The organism is Pseudomonas sp. CFBP 8772 (genome assembly GCF_014841665.1).
Taxonomy (GTDB): domain Bacteria; phylum Pseudomonadota; class Gammaproteobacteria; order Pseudomonadales; family Pseudomonadaceae; genus Aquipseudomonas; species Aquipseudomonas graminis_B.
On the sequence record NZ_JACYUI010000005.1, the window covers coordinates 15,882 to 41,207 of the forward strand.

The 25,326-nt window shown below is 60.2% G+C and carries 24 protein-coding genes and 2 tRNA genes; 9 read left to right on the plus strand and 17 right to left on the minus strand.

From position 1 onward, the window contains the following. Positions 1-11: 11 nt before the first annotated feature. The 3 genes from IFT99_RS12025 to IFT99_RS12035 form a co-directional block, all read right to left on the minus strand. Positions 12-1,592: an aldehyde dehydrogenase (NADP(+)) gene (locus tag IFT99_RS12025; RefSeq protein ID WP_192132525.1), complete on the minus strand. Its 1,581-nt coding sequence runs from the start codon at positions 1,590-1,592 to the stop codon at positions 12-14. Between the two features lie 147 nt (positions 1,593-1,739). Beyond that, positions 1,740-2,444 carry a hypothetical protein gene (locus IFT99_RS12030; RefSeq protein ID WP_192132527.1) on the minus strand — a complete coding sequence of 235 codons (705 nt, stop codon included), beginning with the start codon at positions 2,442-2,444 and terminating at the stop codon, positions 1,740-1,742. 434 nt (positions 2,445-2,878) lie between these two features. Beyond that, positions 2,879-2,955 (minus strand) — tRNA-Met (locus IFT99_RS12035). 432 nt (positions 2,956-3,387) lie between these two features. On the opposite strand from IFT99_RS12035, the gene IFT99_RS12040 reads away from it, so the two are divergent. Both IFT99_RS12040 and IFT99_RS12045 read left to right on the plus strand, forming a co-directional pair. Further along, a complete protein-coding gene (locus tag IFT99_RS12040) occupies positions 3,388-5,445 on the plus strand; it encodes a methyl-accepting chemotaxis protein (protein WP_192132529.1) in 2,058 nt (685 codons plus the stop codon). 158 nt (positions 5,446-5,603) lie between these two features. Continuing rightward, positions 5,604-6,260 carry a class I SAM-dependent methyltransferase gene (locus IFT99_RS12045; RefSeq protein ID WP_192132531.1) on the plus strand — a complete coding sequence of 219 codons (657 nt, stop codon included), beginning with the start codon at positions 5,604-5,606 and terminating at the stop codon, positions 6,258-6,260. 87 nt (positions 6,261-6,347) lie between these two features. Here IFT99_RS12045 and ychF read toward each other — a convergent pair whose 3' ends face one another. From ychF to IFT99_RS12085, 8 genes are all read right to left on the minus strand, one after another. Beyond that, positions 6,348-7,448 (minus strand): redox-regulated ATPase YchF, encoded by a 1,101-nt coding sequence (ychF, locus tag IFT99_RS12050; protein ID WP_065991776.1) that lies wholly within the window; start codon positions 7,446-7,448, stop codon positions 6,348-6,350. A gap of 21 nt (positions 7,449-7,469) precedes the next feature. Then, on the minus strand, positions 7,470-8,054 hold the full coding sequence (pth, locus tag IFT99_RS12055; protein ID WP_108120616.1) for an aminoacyl-tRNA hydrolase: 585 nt from the start codon (positions 8,052-8,054) through the stop codon (positions 7,470-7,472). Positions 8,055-8,129: 75 nt separating this feature from the next. Then, positions 8,130-8,741 (minus strand): 50S ribosomal protein L25/general stress protein Ctc, encoded by a 612-nt coding sequence (locus IFT99_RS12060; protein ID WP_065991778.1) that lies wholly within the window; start codon positions 8,739-8,741, stop codon positions 8,130-8,132. 140 nt (positions 8,742-8,881) lie between these two features. Continuing rightward, positions 8,882-9,823 carry a ribose-phosphate pyrophosphokinase gene (locus IFT99_RS12065; RefSeq protein ID WP_037018241.1) on the minus strand — a complete coding sequence of 314 codons (942 nt, stop codon included), beginning with the start codon at positions 9,821-9,823 and terminating at the stop codon, positions 8,882-8,884. A gap of 47 nt (positions 9,824-9,870) precedes the next feature. Further along, a tRNA-Gln gene (locus IFT99_RS12070) sits at positions 9,871-9,945 on the minus strand. A gap of 36 nt (positions 9,946-9,981) precedes the next feature. Then, on the minus strand, positions 9,982-10,833 hold the full coding sequence (gene ispE / locus IFT99_RS12075; RefSeq protein ID WP_192132533.1) for a 4-(cytidine 5'-diphospho)-2-C-methyl-D-erythritol kinase: 852 nt from the start codon (positions 10,831-10,833) through the stop codon (positions 9,982-9,984). Positions 10,834-10,835: 2 nt separating this feature from the next. Further along, entirely contained in the window at positions 10,836-11,453 is a 618-nt protein-coding gene (lolB, locus tag IFT99_RS12080; protein WP_192132535.1) for a lipoprotein insertase outer membrane protein LolB, read from the minus strand. Between the two features lie 4 nt (positions 11,454-11,457). Further along, on the minus strand, positions 11,458-13,185 hold the full coding sequence (locus IFT99_RS12085) for a tetratricopeptide repeat protein (RefSeq protein ID WP_083233232.1): 1,728 nt from the start codon (positions 13,183-13,185) through the stop codon (positions 11,458-11,460). Positions 13,186-13,443: 258 nt separating this feature from the next. On the opposite strand from IFT99_RS12085, the gene hemA reads away from it, so the two are divergent. The 6 genes from hemA to IFT99_RS12115 all read left to right on the plus strand — a co-directional run bounded on the left by hemA (position 13,444) and on the right by IFT99_RS12115 (position 18,826). Further along, positions 13,444-14,721 (plus strand): glutamyl-tRNA reductase, encoded by a 1,278-nt coding sequence (gene hemA, locus IFT99_RS12090; protein ID WP_065991780.1) that lies wholly within the window; start codon positions 13,444-13,446, stop codon positions 14,719-14,721. Beyond that, a complete protein-coding gene (gene prfA / locus IFT99_RS12095) occupies positions 14,718-15,800 on the plus strand; it encodes a peptide chain release factor 1 (protein ID WP_065991781.1) in 1,083 nt (360 codons plus the stop codon). Before hemA ends, prfA begins: the two co-directional genes overlap by 4 nt. Continuing rightward, a complete protein-coding gene (gene prmC / locus IFT99_RS12100; RefSeq protein WP_065991782.1) occupies positions 15,801-16,634 on the plus strand; it encodes a peptide chain release factor N(5)-glutamine methyltransferase in 834 nt (277 codons plus the stop codon). Then, the gene (locus IFT99_RS12105) at positions 16,628-17,401 is read left to right on the plus strand and encodes a molybdopterin-synthase adenylyltransferase MoeB (protein ID WP_192132537.1); all 774 of its coding nucleotides are present in this window, start codon (positions 16,628-16,630) and stop codon (positions 17,399-17,401) included. The genes prmC and IFT99_RS12105 overlap by 7 nt, the downstream gene beginning before the upstream one ends. Further along, the gene (murI, locus tag IFT99_RS12110) at positions 17,394-18,194 is read left to right on the plus strand and encodes a glutamate racemase (RefSeq protein ID WP_192132539.1); all 801 of its coding nucleotides are present in this window, start codon (positions 17,394-17,396) and stop codon (positions 18,192-18,194) included. Before IFT99_RS12105 ends, murI begins: the two co-directional genes overlap by 8 nt. Positions 18,195-18,307: 113 nt before the next feature. Beyond that, positions 18,308-18,826 carry an acyloxyacyl hydrolase gene (locus tag IFT99_RS12115; protein ID WP_065991785.1) on the plus strand — a complete coding sequence of 173 codons (519 nt, stop codon included), beginning with the start codon at positions 18,308-18,310 and terminating at the stop codon, positions 18,824-18,826. A gap of 183 nt (positions 18,827-19,009) precedes the next feature. On the opposite strand, the gene IFT99_RS12120 is transcribed toward IFT99_RS12115, so the two are convergent. The 6 genes from IFT99_RS12120 to IFT99_RS12145 form a co-directional block, all read right to left on the minus strand. Continuing rightward, on the minus strand, positions 19,010-19,321 hold the full coding sequence (locus IFT99_RS12120) for a YkgJ family cysteine cluster protein (protein WP_074883972.1): 312 nt from the start codon (positions 19,319-19,321) through the stop codon (positions 19,010-19,012). Positions 19,322-19,374: 53 nt separating this feature from the next. Then, on the minus strand, positions 19,375-20,820 hold the full coding sequence (gene phrB / locus IFT99_RS12125; RefSeq protein WP_192132541.1) for a deoxyribodipyrimidine photo-lyase: 1,446 nt from the start codon (positions 20,818-20,820) through the stop codon (positions 19,375-19,377). Between the two features lie 9 nt (positions 20,821-20,829). Further along, entirely contained in the window at positions 20,830-21,768 is a 939-nt protein-coding gene (locus tag IFT99_RS12130; protein ID WP_192132543.1) for a MerR family transcriptional regulator, read from the minus strand. 2 nt (positions 21,769-21,770) lie between these two features. Further along, positions 21,771-22,751 (minus strand): 2-thiouracil desulfurase family protein, encoded by a 981-nt coding sequence (locus IFT99_RS12135; protein WP_065991788.1) that lies wholly within the window; start codon positions 22,749-22,751, stop codon positions 21,771-21,773. Between the two features lie 171 nt (positions 22,752-22,922). Then, complete coding sequence (locus tag IFT99_RS12140) at positions 22,923-23,138, minus strand: TIGR02450 family Trp-rich protein (RefSeq protein ID WP_065991789.1); 216 nt, start codon at positions 23,136-23,138, stop codon at positions 22,923-22,925. Continuing rightward, positions 23,135-24,121 (minus strand): NAD(P)/FAD-dependent oxidoreductase, encoded by a 987-nt coding sequence (locus tag IFT99_RS12145; protein ID WP_065991790.1) that lies wholly within the window; start codon positions 24,119-24,121, stop codon positions 23,135-23,137. The genes IFT99_RS12140 and IFT99_RS12145 overlap by 4 nt, the downstream gene beginning before the upstream one ends. A gap of 298 nt (positions 24,122-24,419) precedes the next feature. Here IFT99_RS12145 and IFT99_RS12150 point away from each other — a divergent pair, with 298 nt between their 5' ends. Next, on the plus strand, positions 24,420-25,322 hold the full coding sequence (locus IFT99_RS12150) for a TIGR01777 family oxidoreductase (RefSeq protein WP_192132545.1): 903 nt from the start codon (positions 24,420-24,422) through the stop codon (positions 25,320-25,322). Positions 25,323-25,326: the final 4 nt, after the last annotated feature.

Sequence of the window (25,326 nt, forward strand, 5' to 3'; positions counted from 1 at the left end):
GTTGATGCCGCTCAGTCCTTTGACAGCTCGCCGTTGACCAGACGCCAGGTCTTCAACGGATTGCTGGCTTTCAACGCAGGAGGCAGCAGCGAGTCCGGCACGTTCTGATAACAAACAGGGCGCAGGAAACGATCAATGGCCGTTGCGCCCACCGAAGTGCTGCGGCTGTCGGAGGTTGCCGGGAACGGGCCGCCATGGACCATTGAATAGCTCACTTCGACGCCGGTCGGGAAGTCATTGAACAGAATCCGTCCCGCCTTGCGTTCCAGGATCGGCAGCAGCGACTGAGCGGTCGCCTCGTCGCCGTCGTCGAACTGCAGCGTCACGGTCAGTTGCCCATCGAAGCTGGCAGCCACTTTCTGCAGATCGGCGACGTCGGAGCAGACGATCAGCAGCGCGCTTGGGCCGAAGTTCTCGTCCTCCAGCGCGGGGTTGGCGAGGAACGTGGCTGAGTCGGTGCGGAACAAGGCAGGGCGGGCCTGGAATGAACCGTCGGCCTCCTGACCTTCAGCCACCAGCGTCACGCCGGATGCGCTGTGCAGGTTATTCAGGCCGTTGCAGTAAGCGCCGTGGATGTTCGGCGTCAGCATGGTGGTCGGCAGCTTGTCAGACAGCGCCTTGGCCGAGGCCGACACGAATGTTTCCAGCGCGTCGCTTTCCAGTGCCAGCAGGATGCCCGGGTTGGTACAGAACTGCCCGGCGCCCATGACCAGCGACTCGACAAACCCCTTGGCGATGGTTTCGGCGCGGGCCAGCAAAGCAGCCGGCAGCAGGAACACCGGGTTGATGCTGCTCATCTCGGCATACACCGGGATCGGCACCGGACGCGCCTGGGCGGCCGCCACTAGCGCCAAACCCCCACGACGCGAGCCAGTGAAGCCCACTGCTTGAATCAAGGGATGACTGACCAGCGCCTGGCCGACAGCAATGTCCTTGTCGATCAGCAGTGAGAACACGCCTTCCGGCATGCCGGTGTCGCGCGCCGCTTTCTGGATCACGCGTCCCACCAGTTCGCTGGTGCCCAAGTGGGCCGGGTGCGCCTTGACGATGACCGGGCAACCGGCCGCCAACGCAGAAGCGGTATCGCCGCCGGCAACCGAGAAGGCAAGGGGGAAGTTGCTCGCACCGAACACCGCCACCGGACCAAGACCGATGCGCCGCAGACGCAGGTCGGCGCGCGGCAGTGGTTGGCGCTCCGGCATCGCAGTGTCGACCACGGCACCGTGCCAGCGTCCGTCACGCAGCAGACTGGCAAACAGTTTCAGCTGATTGACCGTGCGCATCCGCTCGCCTTCCAGGCGTGGCTTGGGCAGGCCGCTTTCGACATGAACGCGCTCGGTCAGCACATCGCCCAGGTCCAGAAGGCCTTGGGCGATGGCTTCTAGAAAGGCGGCGCGTTGATCATCACTCAATTGCCGGTAGCGGTCGAATGACGCCTCGGCCAGTTCGCACGCAACGTTGACGTCTTCCAGCGTGCTGGCACCAAATGACGGCGTCAGGGTTTCACCGGTGGCGGCGGCGAGGGCGAAAACTTCTCCGCCCTGACCTTGTACAGCGCGTTGTCCGATGATCGTTTCACCAAGAATCTGCATTGCTCAACACCTCTCGAGGGCGGCGACCGCCAGTGGGTACCGCTGTGGCCAGCCATTGAGGTTACATCATGGCGCTGCGATCGCCACCGGTGCCGGTGCCGGTGTTGAGCTTGCTGTTGAGCTTATGGACGCGCCTATTGCTGCAGCTTATTGCTGAACGGCGCTGAATCCCTCAAACGCAGTTTGCTGCTGGATCGCGCTGACAATGTTCTTGCGCGTGGCCGGCTGCTGGTTGCCGTCCTTGTCCACGAACACTTCGCTCTGCAGCTCGGCGTCATCGCCTTCACCGATGAACGAGAAGCCGAGGAATTCAAAGGCTTCGCGGTCCGCGTTGGCTTTCGAGCGCGGCGTGCGCAGGGGCAGGGTGACGCTGGCGCCGTCCTTGCTGATGACGAAAACTTCTGCTTCCTTCTTCGGCCGCGCCGCTTTGCCCTTGCCGCCGCTCGGGTTGCTGACCGCTTGATGCGTCTGATTGAGCACCTTCAACGCCAGGCTGTAGACGAGCTCCTGAAAACTCGGGTCGTCTTTATAGCTGGAGAGAATCCGGCTGATCGGAAACTTCGCGCTCAGGTCTTCGAGCGCGGCCATGTCGGCGGCTTCGGCGTCCTTGAGCTGCTTAAGCTGACCCATCAGCTCGTAGGCCTGGTCATCATCGAATCGGTCATGGGCGGCGCGTATGGCCAGGCGCAGATCGCGAATCTGGTCGCTTTCCTTGGCGCTCTGGAATGCGTCCAGCACCATCTCGCTGATGGTTTTGGCCTGTGGCACATGTTGTGAAAGGTTGATGGCTTCTTCGTAGGCTTGCTTCGACGACACGGCGTTTGCCGCCGGATCGGTATGGGAATCAGACATTGAACATCCACTGCTTCGTTAACTGGGGTTGAGGCGCGAAAAGCTCGGGGCGTTTCGAGGGGCGTAATCTATTGGACGAGGGCGCGGTTGTCACGGATTGCCGTCTTCGCCCGGACCGCAGGGCGATTGGCGTTGGATGCGCGCAGACTACGGAATCAAAAAGCCCGGCAATTGCCGGGCTAGTCTTACACGCAGGTGCCACCTTTATGGTGTGAGCCCGTCCCGCCTGTTGGATGCGTCCCTTTCGGACACGCCGACGCGGAAAGTGAAACGATTGAAAGCAGAGCAACCAGTCCAGCGATAGCGATCTTTTTCATATTGCCTCCGTGCACTGCGAGATGCAGTACAGGGCTATCGGCGATTTGGGATCCCGCTTTAGGCACAGAACGCCAGAAACAACAAAGCCCGCACAAGGCGGGCTTTGTTGAGGTACTTGGTGGCTACACAGGGACTTGAACCCCGGACCCCAGCATTATGAATGCTATGCTCTAACCAACTGAGCTATGTAGCCAAGTGGCGCGCATTATTCGCTCAGATCACATATGTGTCAAGCGTCTCTTTGAAAAAATTTATCCACGCGATCAATCGGTTAGCCTCACGGCTCTTCTACCATTTTCTCACCCCTGCACGCTGGTGACAGTTTCACTCCTTGCGCTGAGTGCTTTTGCCCCACTTTCGCGCACTCAGCGTGCACTGTCCTCGATCTCGTGCCCGGTTTGATGGCCTCGTGCTATCGGTCCGGTTCTTGCTTATGCCTGCCGCAACGATGCCGTTATAGAACTAGGTGGCTGCGGCTTTCGATAAGTCTGAGTGCGGCCCTCGTTCAAAAGATGGGCGGTTATCGTTTTTAAAACACAGACATGGCATTTTGCCGGTAAAAATGTAAGGCAGCGCAGCGATGATTATTCGTCGCGCAGCGTCTGTCGGTGAGGAGTGGTTGGCTATGCAGAGTCTTTTGTCGCCAGGCATCCGCCTGCTCGGACGTCTCGGGTTCGCGCGCAAGTTTCAGGTGCTCTTCTTTCTGTTCATCTTGCCGCTCGCGGGCAGCCTGTGGATGATCGGCCAGGATTACCGCAGCAAGCTGGAGGTGATTTCTCAGGAGCAAGCCGGTGTGCGCCAGCTCATGGCACTCGATGCGCTGGATGTGCAACTGACAGCACAGCGCAACCGCGCCGCGCGCTGGAAGGCTGCCGACATTCTTCGTGATCCGACGCCGGCCGCGAAGGCAGCCATGAACGCGCTGGATGCCGCCAACCCTGACCTGACCCGCACCCTGGCGTCCCTGGGCGATGAACTCAAGGCACAGAACGCCAGCGCGGACATCATGACGCGGTATCAAGCGCTGCAGGCCTCGGTCAAAGGCATGGATTCGGAATCTCTGCGCAGCGTCGGTTGGTGGCCGGACGGCTACGATCGTTTTACCTCTGCCCTTACGGCGCTGCAGAGTCTGCGTGAACAGATGGCCATGGACAGCGGCTTGATCCTTGATCCCTGGCTTGAAACCTACTTGCTGATGCAAATCGCCACACAGCAGGCGCCGGAACTGGTCGAGCGAGTAGGGCGGATGGCGAGTATCGGCCAGTCGTCGATCGCATCAGGGCAGTTCTCGCTGCAGAGCCGTCTTCAGATGCGCGACCTGCGCAGTCGCATCGGTGACGCCCGTGATCAACTGGTCAAAGCCGTGAGCTCGCTGAAATCGAAAGCGTACCCGGGCATGGAGGTCTGGACGCGTCAGTATGAAGACAGTCTTCAGCGCCTTGATAACGAATTGAAAGTGCTCGACGACGGCGTGTTCGGCGGCAGCATCAAGCTCGACCCTGCTGCGTTCGAGCGCAGCGTCGACGGTGTCAGCGATGGATTGGCGGCCTTACGCAAGCAATCGCTCTCATCATTGACCAGCCGGCTCGATTATTACCATGAGCAGTCCACTCTGCAGTTCGTGCCGATCGCTGCGATTTTCAGCATTCTAGCGCTCGCGGCGCTGTATCTCTTCATGTGCCTCCAGGCGTCGATCCAGCGCAGCGCCAAGGGCATAACGACCCTGGCCGAGTCGCTGCGTGACGGCAATCTGTGCGTCGAGGTCGCCGTTCAGGGGCGTGACGAACTCGCAGCCATCAGCACCGCCCTCAACGTAGCAGTGGTGCAACTGCGCACCAGTCTCTTGGGTGTCAACCACGAAACCCAGCAACTGGGTTCTGCGGTGCTGACCCTCAACGCGCAGTCCGGCAGCACGCTCAACGAAGTGGAAGATCAACAACAGCAGATCAGCCAGATCGCCGCTGCGGCCACCGAGCTGGCCGCGACGTCCATGGGGGTTGCCCGCAGTTGCGAAGCCGCATCCGGCAGCGCCCAGGCCACCCGACGCATCGCCGAAGACAGCAGCCGCGACAGTCAGCGCACCACGGCGAGTATTCAGCAACTGAACCAGAAGTTGACCGACACTGCTAATGCGTTGAGCAAGGTCAGCGAGCAGGGGCAGCAGATCCAGTCCGTGGTGGACACCATTCGCGGCATCGCCGAACAGACCAACCTGCTGGCGCTCAATGCTGCCATTGAAGCGGCGCGTGCGGGCGAGCAGGGCCGTGGCTTCGCCGTGGTCGCTGACGAGGTGCGCAGCCTGTCCCAGCGGACACAGGCTTCCACCGCGCAAATTGCCGGGACCGTGGACAGCCTGCGGTCGACCGTCAGCCAGGCCGTTAGCCTGATGGAGGCGGCGTGTGGTCAGGCGGTGAGTGACGCGCAGTCGGTGACCGGCTTGGGCGAGCGGCTGGAAGAGATCGCCAGCGCGGTGCAAATCGTCACTGACACGCTGGCGCAGATCGCTACCGCAGTCGAAGAGCAGGCCGCGACGGCGGACGAGGTCAGCGGCAATATTCAGCAGGTGGATCAGGCCGCTGGCCGCTTGCTTGACGGTGCGCGTGCGGTAAATCATGCCGCAGACACCCTGACCAAAGGCAGCCGGGCCTTGAGCGACAACACCGCGAGATTCCGGTTGGGGTGAGCCGCGCAGGCGAAGCGTGAGGGTGATCGGCCTGCGATTGCATGCGCGCCATCATGCCGCACCCTGCGCCGTGGGTTGAAAGAAGAACGGCTGGCGACGTATAAGATTCGTCGCCTTCTCATCGTCTTCTGATACCCATCGCCGTAGGGGATTTCTCCATGACCGACAGCAGTGCCGCAGGTGCGGCGGTTTATTCGCCCCTGACGTTAGCGTTGTACGACGCCTGGGTGTTGGGCATTTCCAATCGGTATGCCTGGCGCTGCCCAACCGATGAGGTGCTTTTGCCGTTCTTCCGCGCCAATGTGCGTGCCCACCATCTGGATATCGGCGTCGGCACGGGTTATTACCTGGCGAAAGCCAAGCTGCCGCCGAACACCCGCATCACCCTCATGGACCTCAATCCAAGCAGCCTCTCCGCCGCTAAAAGCAGGATCGGCCGGCCAGACACGCACACCCTTCAGCATGACGTAATGACGCCGATCCCGGGCAACGAACGCTTCGACTCGATATCGCTGTTTTACCTGCTGCACTGCCTGCCAGGCCCGACGGATGCCAAGGCGGCGATCTTCGCTCAGCTCAAGCACAACCTGAACCCGGACGGCGTTTTGTTTGGCGCAACGATTCTAGGGGACGAGGCGGGGCACAACGGCTTCGGTCGCAAGCTGATGGCGGTCTACAACAAGAAAGGCATTTTCGGAAATAGCGGGGACACTCAGGCCGGCTTCGAAGTGCATTTGCGGACGCACTTTCGCGAGGTCACGCTGAAGCGCGAAGGCGTGGTGCTGCTGTTTCGCGTAGCGCAGCCGATTGTCTGAGTTGCACTAAAACCACAAAGCCCGCGGATCACTGAGTGATACGCGGGCTTTGACGTTCAACGAGGTTCGTGGAGGTCCACGAGGGCGTTAGACGTTGAAACGGAAGTGCAGAACGTCGCCGTCCTTGACGATGTAATCCTTACCTTCCAGACGCCATTTGCCCGCTTCCTTGGCACCGGCTTCACCCTTGTACTGGATGAAGTCGTTGTAGGCTACGCACTCGGCGCGGATGAAGCCTTTTTCGAAGTCGGTGTGGATCACGCCGGCAGCCTGTGGCGCGGTGGCGCCGACACGGACTGTCCATGCACGCACTTCTTCGACGCCGGCAGTGAAGTAGGTCTGCAGGTGCAGCATTTCGTATCCGGCACGGATCACGCGGTTCAGACCAGGTTCTTCAAGGCCCAGAGCCTCCAGGAACATGTCCTTTTCTTCGCCGTCGTCGAGTTCGGCGATTTCCGCTTCGATCTTGTTGCAGACCGGCACCAGCATGGCGCCTTCTTCTTCGGCGATCGCGCGAACCACGTCAAGGTGAGGGTTGTTCTCGAAACCGTCTTCAGCGACGTTGGCGATGTACATGACCGGTTTGGTGGTCAGCAGATGGAAGCCCTTGATGACGGCTTTCTCATCGGCGCTCATGCTCTTCATCAGGCTGCGCGCGGGTTTGCCCAGCGTGAAGTGAGCGATGAGTTGCTCCAGCAGGCCTTTCTGGACCACTGCGTCCTTGTCGCCGCCCTTGGCATTGCGCGTGACTTTCTGCAGTTGCTTCTCGCAGCTGTCGAGGTCAGCAAAAATCAGTTCCAGGTCGATGATCTCGATGTCGCGCTTCGGGTCGACGCTGTTGGAGACGTGAATCACGTTCTCGTCTTCGAAGCAGCGCACCACGTGAGCAATGGCGTCGGTCTCGCGGATATTGGCGAGGAACTTGTTGCCCAGGCCTTCACCTTTGGATGCACCGGCTACCAGCCCGGCGATGTCGACGAACTCCATGGTGGTCGGCAGGATGCGCTTCGGGTTGACGATGTCGGCCAGGGCCTGCAGGCGCGGGTCCGGCATGGGCACGATGCCTGTGTTCGGTTCGATGGTGCAGAAGGGAAAGTTCTCCGCCGCGATACCGGATTTGGTCAGGGCGTTGAACAGGGTGGACTTGCCGACGTTGGGCAGGCCGACGATGCCGCAGTTGAATCCCATGGTGTTTCCCCTCGAGTGATGTCAGGCCTTCTGGCTGTGCAGGACGCGCATCGCCTTGGCGAAGTCGCCAGCGAGTACATCCGGCAGCACGCCGAGGGCAAAGTCGATGCTGGCATCCAGCTTTTCCTGCTCGGCGCGTGGCGCTCGACCCAGGACGAAGTTGGACACCAGACTGGCGTCGCCCGGGTGGCCGATGCCAAGCCGCAGGCGGTGGAAGCCGTTCTGGTTGCCGAGCTGCGCAATAATGTCGCGCAACCCGTTATGCCCGCCGTGCCCGCCACCCAGTTTGAGTTTGGCGACGCCCGGAGGCAGGTCGAGTTCGTCGTGGGCCACCAGAATGGCTTGCGGAGGAATCCGAAAGAAACCCGCCAGAGCTGCCACGGACTGGCCGCTGCGGTTCATGTAGGTGGTGGGGATCAGCAGACGAACGTCTTGGCCCTGATGACTGAATTTAGCCGTCAGGCCGAAATATTTGCGGTCAGCGGTCAGATTGACACGCTGTGCGCTGGCAATGCGCTCAACGAAAAGAGCCCCTGCGTTATGCCGGGTCTGTTCGTATTCGGGGCCTGGATTTCCCAGGCCGACGATCAGTTGGATGGCGGTCACGTCAGGGGCTCTTCCTTGGGTCGAGTGTGATGATGGCGAGCATCATCACGGGTTCAACCGGCTAGCGAGTAATAATTACTCTGCTTCGCCTTCTGCGGTGCCTTCTTCTTCGTCCTGGACGATGCGAGGAGCGTGGACGTTAGCGATGTCCAGGTCCTTGCCGTGCGCCAGAGCAACGAATTCAACACCTTTAGGTGCTTTAACGTCGGACAGGTGAACGTTGTCGCCGATTTCCAGAGCGCCCAGGTCAACTTCGATGAACTCAGGCAGGTCTTTCGGCAGGCAGGTCACTTCCAGCTCGGTGGTGGTGTGCGAGATCTCGCCGCCTTTCTTGACCGGTGCTTCTTCGTTGATGAAGTGCACTGGAACGATAGCGGTCAGTTTCTGGCCAGCCACGACGCGGATGAAGTCAGCGTGCATGATGAACTGCTTGGCAGGGTGACGCTGCATCGCTTTAACGATGACGTTCTGCTTGGCGCCAGCAATGTTCAGCTCGATAACGTGGCTGTAGGCAGCTTCGTTTTCGAACATTTTTGCCAGTTCTTTGGCTTCGATGGTGATCGAAGTTGCTTCCTGGCCACCACCGTAAACAACGGCTGGGACGGAGGCGGCGAGACGACGCAGGCGGCGGCTCGCACCTTTCCCCAGGTCAGTACGCGCTTGGGCGTTCAGAGTAAATTCGTTCATTTTGCATCTCCAATATAGCCATGACCGAGCGGCGTTTGCGACCAGCGCCAGACACGGTATGGGCAAAAAAGCCCCGCCCCGGCATTGAGTGTCGGGGCGGGGCGCTTTTCGTCAACGGATGGTTCGGCAGGGCAGGGCCCTTATCGGAACATCGCGCTGATCGATTCTTCATTGCTGATGCGACGCATCGCCTCAGCGACTACCGGTGCGATATCCAGTTGACGGATACGGTCACAGGCCTGTGCTGCAGCGGACAACGGGATGGTGTTCGTCACCACCAGTTCGTCCAGCACGGAATTTTCGATGTTCTCGATTGCACGGCCCGACAGAACGGGGTGTGTGCAATACGCGAAAACCTTGGCAGCGCCGTGTTCTTTCAGCGCCTTGGCCGCGTGGCACAAGGTGCCGGCGGTATCGACCATGTCGTCGACGAGAATACAGGTACGGCCTTCGACATCACCGATGATGTGCATCACTTCGGAGTGGTTGGCCTTCTCGCGGCGCTTGTCGATGATGCCCAGATCCACACCCAGGGACTTGGCAACAGCACGTGCACGCACGACGCCGCCGATATCCGGGGAGACAATCATCAGGTTTTCGAAGCGTTGGTCTTCGATGTCATCCACCAGAACCGGGGAGCCGTAGATGTTATCTACCGGAATATCGAAGAAGCCTTGAATCTGGTCGGCGTGCAGGTCGACAGTCAGCACACGGTCGATACCGACGACGGTGAGCATGTCCGCAACCACTTTAGCGCTGATAGCCACACGGGCGGAACGCGGACGGCGATCCTGGCGGGCATAACCAAAGTAAGGGATCACAGCAGTGATACGAGTGGCCGAGGAGCGACGGAAGGCGTCAGCCATCACGACGAGTTCCATCAGGTTATCGTTGGTCGGAGCGCAGGTCGGCTGGATAATGAAGACGTCTTTACCGCGAACGTTTTCATTGATCTCAGCGGTAATCTCACCGTCGGAAAACTTTCCAACAGAGATGTCACCGAGAGGGATATGCAGCTGACGTACGACACGCCGAGCCAGATCGGGGTTGGCGTTCCCCGTAAAGACCATCATCTTGGACACGCGCAGTACCTGGAGGCTTAGGGTATGCCTGGATGACTATAGGAAAATGGCAGGGGCGGCTGGATTCGAACCAACGCATGGCAGGATCAAAACCTGCTGCCTTACCGCTTGGCGACGCCCCTGTATCTGTTGCACGAGTGCCTGGCACTCGGTTCCTTTTAGAGCAGCGTTTGTAACTTCCGGTGCAACATCGAGATGTTTGCGCCTTTTGCTACAAACCCCGTAAGGGTCTCTGTAAGAAGGGCCGAGACTTTATCAGCTTCAGCTTTGCTTGGGAAGGCCCCAAACACACAACTTCCAGTTCCGGTTAATTTTGCTTCGGTAAATTTACCTAACAAATTCAAAGCGTTACCAACTTCTGGATACCGCCTCGTTACAACCGGTAAGCAGTCGTTTCGACTGTTTCCCTTGGGAACGGGGCGCACTTTAATGGGCGGAGTGTCACGTGTCAACAGCGGATCTGAAAAAATTTCTGCTGTACTTACAGATACTTGCGGCACCAGCACCAGATACCAAGGTTCTTCGGGGGTTACGGGGGTCAGTATCTCGCCGATGCCCTCCGCAAAAGCGGCATGTCCACGCACGAAAACCGGCACGTCTGCCCCAAGCTTGAGGCCCAGCGCCGCTAGCCGATCTTCATCCCAGCCAAGCTGCCAGAGATGATTCAGGCCGAGCAATGTCGTTGCCGCATCGGAGCTTCCGCCGCCAATGCCGCCACCCATGGGCAGGACTTTTTTCAGCCAGATATCAACGCCAAGCGAGCAACCGGATTGCTCTTTGAGGGCGCGAGCCGCTCTGACGATCAGATTACTGTCGTGGGGGACGTCGGCGATTTCCGTCTGAAGGCGCACCTCTCCATCATTCCGAAGCGCGAAACTGAGCTCGTCGCCGTAATCGAGAAACTGAAACAGCGTCTGCAGTTCGTGATAACCGTCAGCGCGGCGCCCGGTGATGTGCAGCATCAGATTCAGTTTGGCTGGGGCGGGCAGTGTCAGTCGTGGTTGCGACATGCTCATCGCCCCAGTTTGCGTGGTTGCCAGTCCTTGATGACCAGCGTGACGTCCAGGTCCTGCCCGTGCAGCTTCATGCGTTCAGGCAACCAGAAACCGTTCTGCTGGGTGTAGCTCAGGTATTCGATCTGCCAGCCATCCTGCGCCAGGCTGGACAAGCGACTGTCACCGTCGAGCGTCAGGCTGCTTTTACTGTCCGGGGCGGGCAAGCCGCGCACCCACCAGACCAGATGGGACACCGGCAGTTTCCAGCCCAATTGGTCCTTGAGCAGGGTTTCCGGATCCGGCGCGTCGTAGCGGCCCTGATTGGCCACTTCCAGTGAGACTGCGCCAGGGCGACCGGTCAAGCGGGCAGCACCGCGGCCCAGCGGGCCGGACAAGCGAATGTCGTAGTAATCCTGGCGTTGCAGCCAGAACAGCGTGCCGCTGCCGGAATCCTTTGGTGCGCGGATGCCAACCTTGCCGTTGATCTGCCAGCCATCAAGGCTGCTGAGTTGTTCCTTGTTCGCACGCCATTGATTGGCGTCGCCCTTGCCTTGTACGGCTTCTCGGGAGGACATGCCGGCACAGCCAGCGAGCAGGGCGATCAGACTGAATACGAGTACGTGGCGCAATTGCATAAATTCAAAGAGTCTCGGCGCCGGTCAGGCGTTTGATGGTGCTGCGCAGGACCGGGCTGTCAGGTTGTTGTTCAAGGGCCTTGGCCCACACTTTGCGGGCTTCACGCTGCTCGCCTTTGGCCCAGAGGACTTCGCCCAGGTGCGCAGCGACTTCGTGGTCCGGAAAACGCTCCAGCGCCTGGCGCAGCAGACGTTCGGCCTCATCCAGATTGCCCAGGCGGTAATTGACCCAGCCGAGGCTGTCGAGCACCGCCGGGTCTTCCGGATTGATCTTGTGCGCGCGCTCGATCAGTTCCTTGGCTTCGGCGTAGCGCGTCGTACGATCCGAGAGCGTGTAGCCCAGCGCGTTCAGCGCCATGGCGTTATCCGGCTCGCGTTTGAGAATCGCCCGAAGGTCGCTCTCCATCTGTTTCAGATCGTTGCGCTTCTCCGCCAGCATCGAGCGGGTGTAGAGCAGATTCAGATCGTCCGGGTACTGCTTGAGCGCCTGGCTCAACACTTGCCAGGCGCGATCACTCTGGTTGTTGTTGGCCAGGGTCTCGGCTTCGACCAGAAACAGCTGAATGGCGTAGTCGGGTTGGTCGGCGCGGGCCTGAGCCAGCCGCTTCGAGGCTTCGGCGCTGTTGCCGTTGCTCATGAGGATATCGGCCTGACGCAGTTGCGCAGGCAGGAAGTCATTGCCGGGGCCCACCTGAGCGTATTCGGCCAGCGCCGTCTGTGGGTCGCTGCGCTCTTCGTAGATGCGACCGAGGTTGACGTGGGCTGAGTCGACGTGACTGCCGCGGGCGACGAGGTCTTCGAGGTAACCCTGCGCTTCGTCCCATGCCTTGTTTTCCAGGCACACGAGGGCAAGGGAATAGCGCAACTCGTCGTCATCCGGGTACTGCTGAACCAGGCTGGAGAACTGCACTTTGGCGTCTTCCATGCGGTTCTGTTCCACCAGCATGCGCGCATAAGTCAGGCGCAGACGCTTGTCGTCCGGGTATTTCTTGATGCTTTTTTCCAGCAGCGGGATCGCTTCCTTGCCGCGGTCCATGCTTTGCAGCAAGCGAGCGCGCAGCAGGATCGGCGCCACTTCGCCTTCGCCCGGCGGGTTGTCTTCGAGCAGTTTCAGGGAGGCGGCACTGTCGCCTTCCTGCTGAAGGAGCAACGCCTTGCCGAAGATCAGCTGGCCGTTTTTCGGGTACTTCATCAGCAGGCGATCAAAGCTGGTGATCAGCCCTTTGCGCGTATTGGAATCGGTTTCCGACGCCGACAGCGCGAGAAAATCAAAATGCGTGTCGCCCTGGCCCTGAAGGACCTTCTCCATATAGCGCATGGAGTCGTCGTAGCGCCCGGCCCGCGCCAGCTGGATCGCTGCCGCGCGCTGTGCCTCGAGATTGCTCGGATCGTTTTTCGCCCAGATCATCGATGTGTCGAGGGCGGCCTGATCGGCGCCCAGATACTCGGCGATGCGGAAGGCACGCTCGGAAATCCCTGGATCCTGGGTCTGAATCGCCTGGGTCACATAGTTGTCCAGCGCGATGTCGAAACGGTTGCGCTGGCCGGCAAGTTCGGCTGTCAGCAGGCTGACGACGGTTTCCTGAGTAAACGAGCCGTACACCTGAGGTTTGGCATCGGGTGCGGGCGGCGCTTCTTTCGCCGGAGCGGAGGGCTCCGTAGAAACGGAAGCCGTAGACTGGCAGCCACTCAGAGCGACGAGGGCAAGGAACAGCGCGGAGGATTTATTCATATAGAAGAGGGGCGGCTTACCTGCGGTTTGGAAGCATCATGACACAAGGCCGGGAGCAAACCCACAGCCCGCGCGAAATCTGGATACGCTCAATCTACAGCCTGCGCGCGGACATTTTGTCGCAGGCCGGACGCGGTGATACGCAATCTGTATAGGGACAATAGCGGGCTGCGGACGTTCTGAATGTATTGCGGTGGTTGTCCTCCCTCTATCGAAGTAGGACAATTGCCGGCTTCACGTCACCATCAGCGACCTTGAATGGCCTTTCTTGCTCTGGGTATCAACCATAAGACTGCATCAGTCGATGTCCGCGAGCGCGTGGCATTTACGCCTGAACAGCTGGTTGAGGCGCTGCAGCAGCTTTGCCGCCTGACCCGAAGCCGGGAAGCGGCCATTCTCTCCACCTGCAATCGCAGCGAACTGTATATCGAGCAGGATCAGCTGACCGCCGAAGCCGTGTTGCGCTGGCTGGCGGATTATCACCACCTGAATGTCGATGAGCTGCGCGCCAGTGCCTATGTGCACGAAGACGACGCGGCGGTGCGGCACATGATGCGCGTGGCGTCGGGGCTGGATTCGCTGGTGCTCGGCGAGCCGCAGATCCTTGGCCAGATGAAATCGGCGTATGCCGTGGCCCGGGAGGCCGGCACGGTTGGGCCGTTGCTCGGGCGACTGTTTCAGGCCACCTTCAGCGCTGCCAAGCAGGTGCGCACCGACACAGCCATCGGCGAGAACCCGGTCTCCGTCGCCTTTGCCGCCGTCAGCCTGGCCAAGCAGATTTTCAGCGACCTGCAGCGCAGTCAGGCGTTGCTGATCGGGGCAGGGGAGACCATCACTCTGGTCGCGCGTCACCTGCACGATCTCGGGGTCAAGCGTATCGTCGTTGCCAACCGCACCCTCGAACGCGCGAATATTCTCGCCGAGCAGTTCGGTGCCCACGCGGTGCTGTTGGCCGACATTCCGGCCGAGCTGGTCAACAGCGACATTGTTATCAGTTCCACGGCCAGCCAGTTGCCGATTCTGGGCAAGGGCGCCGTTGAAAGTGCGCTGAAACTGCGCAAGCACAAGCCGATCTTCATGGTCGACATCGCCGTGCCGCGCGACATCGAGCCTGAGGTCGGCGAGCTCGACGACGTCTACCTCTATACCGTGGACGATCTGCACGAAGTCGTCGCCGAAAACCTCAAGAGCCGTCAGGGCGCGGCGCAGGCGGCCGAAGAACTGGTCAGCGTGGGCGTCGACGATTTCATGTCGCGGCTGCGCGAACTGGCGGCGGTCGACGTGCTCAAGGCGTATCGTCAGCAGAGCGAACGCCTGCGTGACGAAGAACTGCAGAAGGCCCAGCGCATGCTCGCCAATGGCAGCAACGCCGAAGACGTGTTGATGGCGCTGGCACGTGGCCTGACGAATAAATTGATGCACGCCCCCAGCGTGCAACTCAAAAAGCTGTCCGCTGAAGGCCGCGTCGATGCGCTGGCCATGGCCCAGGAACTCTTTGCCCTCAACGAGGGCTCCACGGATAAATCCCCGCAATGAAAGCTTCACTGCTTAATAAGCTGGACGTGCTCAGCGACCGTTTCGAGGAATTGACCGCGCTGCTCGGCGATGGCGAAGTCATCTCTGATCAAACCAAATTTCGCGCGTACTCCCGCGAGTACGCCGAAGTCGAGCCAGTGATTCAGGTGTACCGGCAACTGCAGAAAGTGCAGGCCGACCTCGAAGGCGCGCAGGCGCTGCTCAAGGACAGCGATCCCGACATGCGCGAAATGGCAGTCGAAGAGGTGCGCGATGCCAAGGATCAGTTGCTGGTGCTTGAGGCTGATCTGCAGAAAATGCTACTGCCCAAAGACCCGAACGATGGCCGCAACGTGTTTCTGGAAATCCGCGCCGGCACCGGCGGCGACGAAGCAGCGATTTTCGCCGGCGACCTGTTCCGCATGTATTCCCGTTATGCCGAGCGACGTGGATGGCGTGTCGAGATCCTGTCCGAGAACATAGGCGAACATGGCGGCTACAAGGAAGTCATCGCGCGGGTCGAAGGCGAGCATGTCTACGGCAAGCTGAAATTCGAGTCGGGTGTGCATCGTGTTCAGCGCGTCCCGGAAACCGAATCCCAGGGCCGAATTCACACCTCCGCGTGTACGGTGGCGGTGTTGCCAGAGCCTGACGAACAGCAGACCATCGAGATCAACCCGTCCGACTTGCGCGTTGACACCTATCGCTCATCCGGCGCCGGTGGTCAGCACGTCAACAAGACCGATTCGGCCATCCGCATCACGCACTTGCCGTCCGGCATTGTGGTGGAGTGTCAGGAAGAACGGTCGCAGCACAAAAACCGCGCGCGGGCGATGTCCTGGCTGTCGGCCAAGCTCAACGATCAGCAGACCGCTGCGGCGGCCAACGCTATCGCCAGCGAGCGCAAATTGCTGGTAGGTTCCGGGGATCGCTCGGAACGCATTCGTACATACAATTTTCCACAGGGGCGAGTCACGGATCACCGCGTGAACCTGACGCTCTATTCCCTTGATGAAGTTCTGGCCGGCGGGGTCGATGCAGTGATAGAACCGTTACTTGCCGAGTATCAGGCAGATCAACTTGCGGCACTGGGTGATTAAATGACCATCATCGCCAGCTTGTTAAGAAGCGCCGAGCTGCCGGACTCTCCGACAGCGCGTCTGGATGCAGAATTGTTGCTGGCCGCTGCCCTGGGCAAGCCGCGCAGTTTTCTCCACACCTGGCCCGAGCGTATTGTCAGCACCGAAGCGGCGCATGCCTTCGACGGCTATCTCAAGCGTCGACGGACCGGCGAACCCGTCGCGTACATCCTGGGCCTGCAAGGGTTCTGGAATATCGACCTGGAAGTCGCGCCCCATACGCTGATCCCGCGGCCTGAAACCGAGATGCTGGTGGAAACCGCGCTGGAGCTTTTGCCCGGTGCGATTCCCCACACGCTGCTCGATCTGGGCACTGGCACCGGCGCCATCGCGCTTTCGCTGGCCAAGGATCGTCCGCAGTGGAACGTCACGGCGGTGGATCGCGTTGAAGAGGCGGTCGAGCTTGCCGAGCGCAATCGTCAGCGCCTGCACCTGGATAACGCCAAGGTCCTGCACAGCCACTGGTTCAGTGCTGTCGAGGGTCAGCGTTTTGACCTGATCCTGAGCAACCCGCCTTATATTGCCTCTAACGATCCGCACCTGGTTGAAGGTGACGTGCGCTTCGAGCCAAGCAGCGCGCTGGTCTCCGGCACCGATGGGCTGGATGATCTGCGTCTGATTGTGTCGCAAGCGCCCGCGCACCTTGAAGCCGGTGGCTGGCTGTTGCTGGAGCATGGCTACGATCAAGGCGCGGCGGTGCGCGAGCTGTTGCTTGAGCACGGGTTCGAAGAGATCAAGACTCGCCGCGATCTGGGCGACCACGAACGCATCACCTTCGGGCGGGTCCCGTGCTGACGGACGAGGAGCTGCTGCGCTACAGCCGGCAGATCCTTCTGCAACAAGTCGATATCGACGGTCAACTGCGCCTCAAGCAGAGCCGCGTGCTGATTGTCGGCCTCGGCGGACTGGGTTCGCCGGTGGCGTTGTACCTGGCGGCGGCCGGCGTCGGAGAATTGCATCTGGCGGATTTCGACAGCGTCGATCTGACAAACCTGCAACGCCAGATCATTCATGACACCCCGAGCGTGGGCTTAAGCAAAGTCGATTCAGCCATCACCCGGCTGACCGCCATCAATCCACAGATCACACTGGTCGCCCATCGCGCGGCCCTTGATGTCGACTCACTGGCGGCAGCCGTTGCCGGGGTCGATCTGGTCCTGGACTGCTCGGACAATTTCTCGACGCGCGAGGCGGTCAATGCGGCCTGCGTCGCCGCGTGCAAGCCATTGGTCAGCGGCGCTGCGATCCGCCTCGAAGCGCAGCTGTCGGTATTCGACCCGCGCCGTCCGGAGAGTCCTTGCTACCACTGCCTGTACGGGCACGGCAGCGAGACCGAACTGACCTGCAGCGAAGCCGGCGTGATCGGCCCGTTGGTAGGGTTGGTCGGCAGTTTGCAGGCCCTTGAGGCCCTCAAGCTGCTGGCCGGCTTTGGCGAACCAATGGTGGGGCGACTGCTGCTGATCGATGCCATGAGCACGCGATTCCGCGAATTGAAAGTCAAACGCGATCCTGGCTGCAGCGTCTGCGGTACCGGGCTCCGAGCTGCCGCCGAGCATGAATAGAGACAGCGATGCCCCGGTGGCGGTGTTCGATTCCGGCGTCGGCGGGTTGTCGGTGCTGGCGGAAATACAGCAGTTGCTGCCACGGGAATCGTTGCTCTACGTCGCCGACTGCGGCCACATCCCCTACGGCGAGAAAACCCCCGAATTCATTCGCGAACGTTGCGCGACGATTGCCGAGTTCTTCCAGCTTCAGCGCGCCAAGGCGCTGGTGATCGCCTGCAATACGGCGACGGTGGCGGGCATCGCTGACTTGCGCGCCCGCTATCCTGACTGGCCGCTGGTGGGAATGGAGCCGGCGGTCAAACCTGCGGCCGCAGCGACACGAACCGGTGTCGTGGGTGTGCTGGCGACCACGGGCACCTTGCAAAGCGCCAAGTTTGCCGCATTGCTCGATCGCTTCGCGGCAGACGTGCACGTCATCACGCAGCCTTGTCCGGGACTGGTCGAGTTGATCGAGACGGGCGATCTGGTCAGCCCAACGATTCGCCAGCTGCTGCAGGGTTACGTCGCGCCGCTACTCGCCGCGGGCTGCGACACCATCATTCTGGGCTGCACCCATTACCCGTTTCTCAAGCAGTTGCTGCGGGAAATGATCCCGGCGTCCATTACGCTCATCGATACCGGCGCCGCTGTAGCCCGGCAGTTGCAGCGGTTATTGGGTGAGCGCGAGCTGCTGGCGAGCGGTCATCCTCGGACTGCCCAGTTCTGGACGACCGGCGATCCAGAAGATTTCAGAAACGTCCTACGCGTGCTTTGTAACAACTCCGACAATGTGCGAAGCTTCGTTTCGTGAAAAAAACGTGAATCGCTTCGTCTGTGGGTGAACTAAAGTTCAGCCGCCGGCTTCTACAGCACTTCTGTCGATATAAAAAATTTCTAACTGCTTTCGAAAATAGGATGTTTCAGATGAAGCGACTGTTTTGTTTGGCTGCGATTGCGGCTGCTTTGTTGGGGCAAAGCGCAATTGCACAAGCTGATGGGGTCGAGTTTTCCGTAGGACAGACTGGCGAATCCACCATGACTTATCGTCTGGGCGCGCAGTTTGATTGGGATAAAAGCTGGTGGCAAACCGGTGTTGGTCGCCTGACCGGCTACTGGAGCGGTGCCTATACATACTGGGAAGGCGACAAGAATTCCAGTAATAACAGCCTGTCTTTTTCCCCGGTATTCGTTTATGAGTTCTCGGGTGAGAGCGTCAAGCCGTACATCGAGGCCGGTATCGGCGCCGCTGTATTCCAGCGCACCGAAGTGGAAGGTAACAAACTGGGCAGCGCGTTCCAGTTTGAAGACCGTCTGGGTTTTGGTCTGCGCTTCGCGGGCGGACATGAAGTTGGCCTGCGCGCCACTCACTACTCCAACGGCGGCATGACCACAAATAACGACGGTATCGAAAGCTACGCGATTCACTACACGATGCCGTTCTAAGCGTTTGATTGCGTATTGCGCGAGCGGGTTTAACCGCACCTGCAACGTACCACCCGCTTCTTCCCGGCTGAGGCCGGTCCTACTGAAAAAACCTCGTAGGACCGGCTTTGGCCGGGAATGTATCAGCCAACGCGGCTGGTGCAGGCGAACATCAACCCCTAGGCTTCCTGTTTGTCGCGACCATCACAAATAGGCCGTCGCAATCCCTTCTCTTTCGGCAATGCACTCCGGCGCACCCATTTCGAATTCCCTGCAAATCAACGGCCGACGGTCGTAGATCGTGCACATCATCGTGTCGCGATCCAGCGCTGCGCACCATCCATCGTCCAGGCGCAGCATGACTTCGCCGCCCCAGTCATCGGTGTCAATGTACCGCTCGGGCACGCCGGTGTCGGTGATCAGCATGACTTCCAGCTGACAGCAGCAGGCCGCACAGGTGGAACACGTGATAGCGGGTTCGGCAGGGAGTTGAAGCGAAGGGATCACAGTCGTCATGGGCGGCAGTTTAAATCACCGCGCAGCGGACGGCTAACCGGTGTGACGAATGCTCACCCATTCTCCTGCGTCTCGGCCTTGCGCTGGGGCAGCGACTTGAACGCTTGCAGCGCGCGTTCGCGGCTGGCTTTCAAATCGACGATGGGCGCGGGGTAACTTTCCACGCCGAACAGCCCGCCCTGAGCGGTGGGTTTATGGATGTCGCGCTTGTTCAACTCAGCCAGTTCAGGCACCCACTGCTTGATGAATCGACCTTCCGGGTCAAAGCGCTCCGACTGACTTTGCGGATTGAAGATCCGGAAGTAAGGCGACGCGTCGGTGCCGGTTGATGAACTCCATTGCCAGCCGCCATTGTTCGACGCGAGATCGCCGTCGATCAGGTGCTGCATGAAATAGCGTTCACCTTCACGCCAGTCGATCAGCAGATTCTTGGTCAGGAACATCGCCGAGATCATCCGCAGGCGATTGTGCATCCAGCCGGTTTCAAGCAACTGACGCATGGCTGCATCGACAATCGGCAGACCCGTACGGCCCTGTTGCCAGGCTTGCAGATCCTCCGGCGAATGGCGCCATTTCAGCGCTTCGGTTTCCGGCCGGAAGGCGCGATGACGGGAGACACGGGGAAAGCCTACGAGCACATGCTTGTAGAACTCACGCCAGAGCAGCTCGTTGATCCAGGTCACCGAACCCGAATTGCCGGTTTCAAACTCCCCATTGTTGCTGCGCAGCGCCGAATGCAGACACTGGCGGGGCGAAATCACACCGGCCGCCAGGTACGCAGACAGCTGGCTGGTGCCAGGCTTGGCAGGAAAGTCGCGCTCTTGATCGTAGTAATGCACTTGCTCGTCGGTGAAGTTGTGCAGGCGATCACGCGCCTCGTCCTCACCGGCAGGCCAGAGCGAGCGCAGGCTTTCGGTCGGCGCGGCGAAACCCTTGACAGCGTCCGGCACGACATCGCTTTTGATGGACAGCTTCTGCTGTGCCTTGGGCAATGCAACCAGCGCTGGCATGGAGTAATGCAAGCGGGCGTAACAGACCTTGCGAAATTGCGTGAAGACCTTGAAGTAACCGCCGCTTTTGGTCAGCACGCTGCCCGGCTGAAAAAACAGCTGGTCGAGGTGGCGATGAAACAGAATGCCCGCGCCGTCGAGTGCGCTCTCCACCTCACGATCACGTTTGGTCTCGTTGATGCCGTACTCGTCGTTGACGTGCACGCTGTCGATCCCGTGTTGCTGACACAAGGTAAGGATCGCCTTGGGTGCCTGCGCCCACGTGTCTGCCTGGACCATCAGCAGAGGGACGTTCAGCGCCGCAAGTGCCTTGCTCAATTCGCGGAGGTTGCGCAGCCAGAAATCGACTTTGCATGGGGCATCGTCATGGCTCTGCCACTGGCCCGGGCTGATCATGTACACAGCCAGAGTCGGGCCCTGCTCCATGGCAGCGCTCAGCGCGGTGTTGTCGTGCACACGCAGATCGCTGCGCAGCCATATCAATTGCATGGTTATTCCTTAGATGAGCCCCAGCCGCTGCAACGCGGCCTGGGCGGTCAAAGGGTCTTCGGCGAGGGAGAGGCCGGAGACTTCAGCCTCGGCTACGGATAATTCCGTCGAATGAATGCGCACCGCGGGCCCGACGATCAACTTCGGGCACTCGATGTTGTGCAGCAGACGAGGCAAGTGGCCGACATTCAGTGATTTGCTGGAATACAACAGCACTGCGCGTGGCTTGAGGTATTCGCAGGCCAGGGCGAGTTCGCCGGCGGGCAAAGGCCAGTCGAACACTTCAACCGGGCAATCGGCACTGCTGAGCAGCCACGCGGTCAGCCACAAATGCGGTTCGAGCGGCAGATCGGACTGGTTGACCAGCAGCAAGGGCGCGCCGCTGACCTGACGATTGTTGTGATACAGCCGGGCGCCGAACTTGCTGCGCAGCCACGAGTAGAAAAACACCCGCTCCAGCTGCGCGCCGAACTGGCCTTGCCAGCGCTGCTCGAGGGACGCCAGCAACGGCAGTAACAGTTGTTCACAGAGCGTGCGCGGTGGATACAGCGACATCGCGCGGTTGAGCGAATCATCCAGGCGTCGCTCGGCCAGGGCGCCGATGGCGTCCTGAAGGGTCTGGCGAAGAATGTCCCAATCATTCTCGACACTCGGCGCGGGTGCCTGCTGATCGTCGATCAGTTGCTTGACCTGACTGACCGACACGCCGCGGTTCAGCCACGTAAGAATGGTCAGCACGCGGTCGACATGCTCGTGGCTGTAGAGCCGGTGGCCCTTGGGCGTGCGGTGGGGAACGATGAGGCCGTAGCGGCGTTCCCAGGCGCGCAATGTCACAGCGTTTACGCCGGTCAGGCGGGCGATTTCGCGAATCGGCAGCCAGCCGTTTTCAAACGCGCTCGCGGGGTCCTGCGGGTCGCCTTCCGGCGGTTGTTGCTCATTAGGGGTCATGGTCAAATCGCGTTGCGCAGACTGAGGTTTTCCGGATGCGGCTGCAGGTACACCTGCAGTGCAATGTACGGGTCGGGGTGTCGACGGAAATGGTGTTTGAGCAGCGTCAGCGGTACAACCAGCGGCACGATGCCCTGGTGGTATTGATTGATGAGGCCCTGGATTTCTTTCTTGTCGGACGCACTGAGTGTCTGGCGCAGATAGCCGCACAGATGCTGCAATACGTTGGTATGGGTGCGCCGTGTCGCCGGTTTCTTGAGCGCGCTCATCAACTGACTGAAATAGCGCGGGGCGATCTCGGCCGGGTCATTTCGGCCCATGGTGCCCAGCAGATTCCCCAGCGTCTTGTACTGGATGGGGTCGTTGGCCATCAGCTGGTATTTATAGCGGGCATGAAACTCGGTAAGCGCGCGGCGAGTGATGCCGTTTTTCAGCAGCGTCTGCCAGGCGGCATAGGCAAACACACGGGTAATGAAGTTCTCTCGCAGGACCGGATCGTTCAAGCGACCGTCTTCTTCCACCGGCAGATCAGGGTGGCGTGCGCAAAACGCCTGGGCATAAATGCCGCGTCCGCCGGTTTCAAACGGCACGCCGTTGTCGCGGTAAACCTTCACGCGCTCCAGGCCGCACGACGGCGATTTCTGCATGAAGATGTAGCCGCAGATGTCGGACATCTCGGTGGCCATGTGTTCGCCGTAATCAGCCAGTTGCTCGGTCACGTTCATGGCGTGGTGAACACTGCCGACCGCTTGGGGATGCTCCGGGTCACCCACCAAACGGATGGCTTCGCGAGGAATGCCCATGCCGATGGCGACTTCGGGGCACGCGGGCACGAAATCGAAATATTCAGTGAGGGCTCGGGTCAGAAGGTGAGATTCCTTATGCCCGCCGTTGAACCTGACCTCCACACCCATCAGGCAGGCGCTGACGCCCAACTTGGGTTTGGAGGCTTGATCTGATGAATGATCGAGTACAGCAGACATGGACAAACCCTCGATGGACTTCTTATACAGATTCGTTTCTCTGTACAACATTTGCCCATGATAGGTTTGTGGCAGTGCAAGTCAAATAATTTGTACAAGATCGCGGAATGAAACGACAAGATGCGGGGATTTAGCTGAAATTACGGGGGTGGTGGGACGATTTGGAGGGGATTATTTCCAGCCCATCTTCCAGCTCTGGTCATTTTGCAGCGTCTGCCAGGGCAGCTTCTGGCTGCGTTTGGTCATCACCGCCTGCAGCTCAATCTCCAGCACTGTGCCTTCTTCATCACAAAAAAGTTCGGTGACCAGAAAGTGCTTCTCACGATGTTGAGGGGATGCTGCAGTCCACTTCGACAGCAGCAGCTTGCGCGGATTGAGTCGATTCATTTGAGGTGTTCCAGCAAACGCCGTGCGGCTTCCTGGCCGCTCAGCCATGCGCCCTCGACACGACCTGACAGGCACCAGTCGCCGCAGACGTAAAGGCCCAGATCCGCATCCGACAACGCGCCGACTTCGCGCCCGCCAGCCGGTCTAGCGTACAGCCAGCGGTGGGCGAGGGTGAACGCCGGGGCCGGCATTGCGCAATTCATCAGCTCGGCAAATGCGCCGTGCAACTGATCGATGACCTCTTCTTTGGGCATGTCGACATGCTGACGGCTCCAGGCGCTGGTGGCGTGCAAAATCCACGTATCCATCTGGCTGTCGCGTCCGGGCTTGCTGCGGTTGCGGGCCAGCCAGTCGATGGCGCTGTCCTGCACGAAGCAGCCTTCAAGTGGCGTATCCAGCGGGGTGTCGAAGGCCAGCGCGACGGCCCAGGTCGGCTCCATTTTCACGCCCGCCACAACGCTTGCCAGTTTCGGTGCGTCGGCCAGCAGGGTAGTGGCCTGGGGCGCGGGAATGGCGATGACGACATGACTGAACGGGCCATGGCTTTGGCCGTCGGCATCCAGCAGATTCCAGTGTTGTTCGCCACGAAAGACTTCGGTGATGCGGCAGGAAAACGTCACCGGCAGGTCGCCGAGCATGGCCCGGGTGATTGCACTCATGCGCGGCGCGCCGACCCAGCGCACTTGCTCATCGGGCGACAGGCTGAGTTTTCCACCATGAAAGTTGTAAAGCAGCGGCTTCCACTCGGCCACGTGGCCCTCGGCCTGCCACTGCTGCACGGCGGCGGCAAAGCGGCGATCGCGGGCGGTGAAGTACTGCGCACCCATGTCCAGTGCGCCGGCATCGCTGCGTTTGCTGGACATGCGGCCGCCACTGCCGCGGCTCTTGTCGAAGAGATGAATGCTATGCCCGGCGGCTTGCAGCGCCTGGGCGGCGGAGAGTCCGGCGATGCCGGTACCGATGATTGCAATGGGGACAGTCATAGGGGCCTCGTTACCTTGTCTGCACAGACTACGCCTCAGGCAAAAGCTGTACAATGCCGTTTTTCGGTATAAGTTGTCGCCCTGCAGAGGCAGGACGCGGACCTTCCAAGGGCTCGCTGACAAGTCTGACGCTTTGCTGCAATCGTTCAACTGCACGATCGGGCTGTCCTAAAGAACAGCGGTGGAGTGGAGCGCCGTAACTTGACCTAAAGTTGAGTGATCATTCCGCGCACGAGCTCATGGCTTGTGAAGAAATAGACTCCGCAATTGCGATGAACGCCACGTAAGGAACTCAGTCATGCACATCTTGCTGACCGGCGGTACAGGCTTGATAGGGCGTCGTTTGTGTAAACACTGGCTCGCGCAGGGCCATCAACTGACGGTCTTGAGTCGCAAACCCGAGGAAGTGGAGCGGCTATGCGGCGCCAGTGTTCGCGGGATTGCACACTTCGATGACATCGGCAGTCAGCACGTCGATGCTGTGGTCAATCTGGCCGGCGCGCCCATCGCGGATCGCCCGTGGACCCGCAAACGGAAAATACTGCTGTGGGACAGTCGCATTACCCTCACCGAGCAATTGGTCACCTGGCTTGAACGCCGCGAGCAGAAACCCGGCGTGTTGATTTCCGGTTCCGCCGTAGGTTGGTATGGCGATGGCGGTGAGCGCGAACTCGACGAAGACGCGCAACCGGTCAGCGAGGATTTCGCCAGTCGCCTGTGCATTGCCTGGGAAGAAACCGCGCAACGTGCGGAAACGCTGGGCATTCGCGTGGTGCTGGTGCGCACCGGTCTGGTGTTGGCCGACGAAGGCGGCATGCTGCAACGCCTGCTGCCGCCCTTCAAGATGGGCATGGGCGGGCCGATCGGCAACGGACGCCAGTGGATGCCGTGGGTTCACATCGAGGATCAAATCGCCCTGATTGATTTTCTGATGAACCGGGATGACGCACGAGGTCCATATAATGCCTGCGCGCCTTCACCGGCTCGCAATCGGGATTTTGCCAAGACGCTTGCGTCCGTGCTGCACCGACCATCATTCATGCCGATGCCGGCCGTAGCACTTCGCTTATTGCTGGGCGAGCTGTCAATCCTGCTGCTGGGCGGTCAACGCGCTCGGCCAGACCGTCTGCAAGAGGCGGGTTTCACTTTCCGATTCACTGATCTGCGCGCAGCCCTGGAAAATCTTCTGGGCCGCCACTGACATC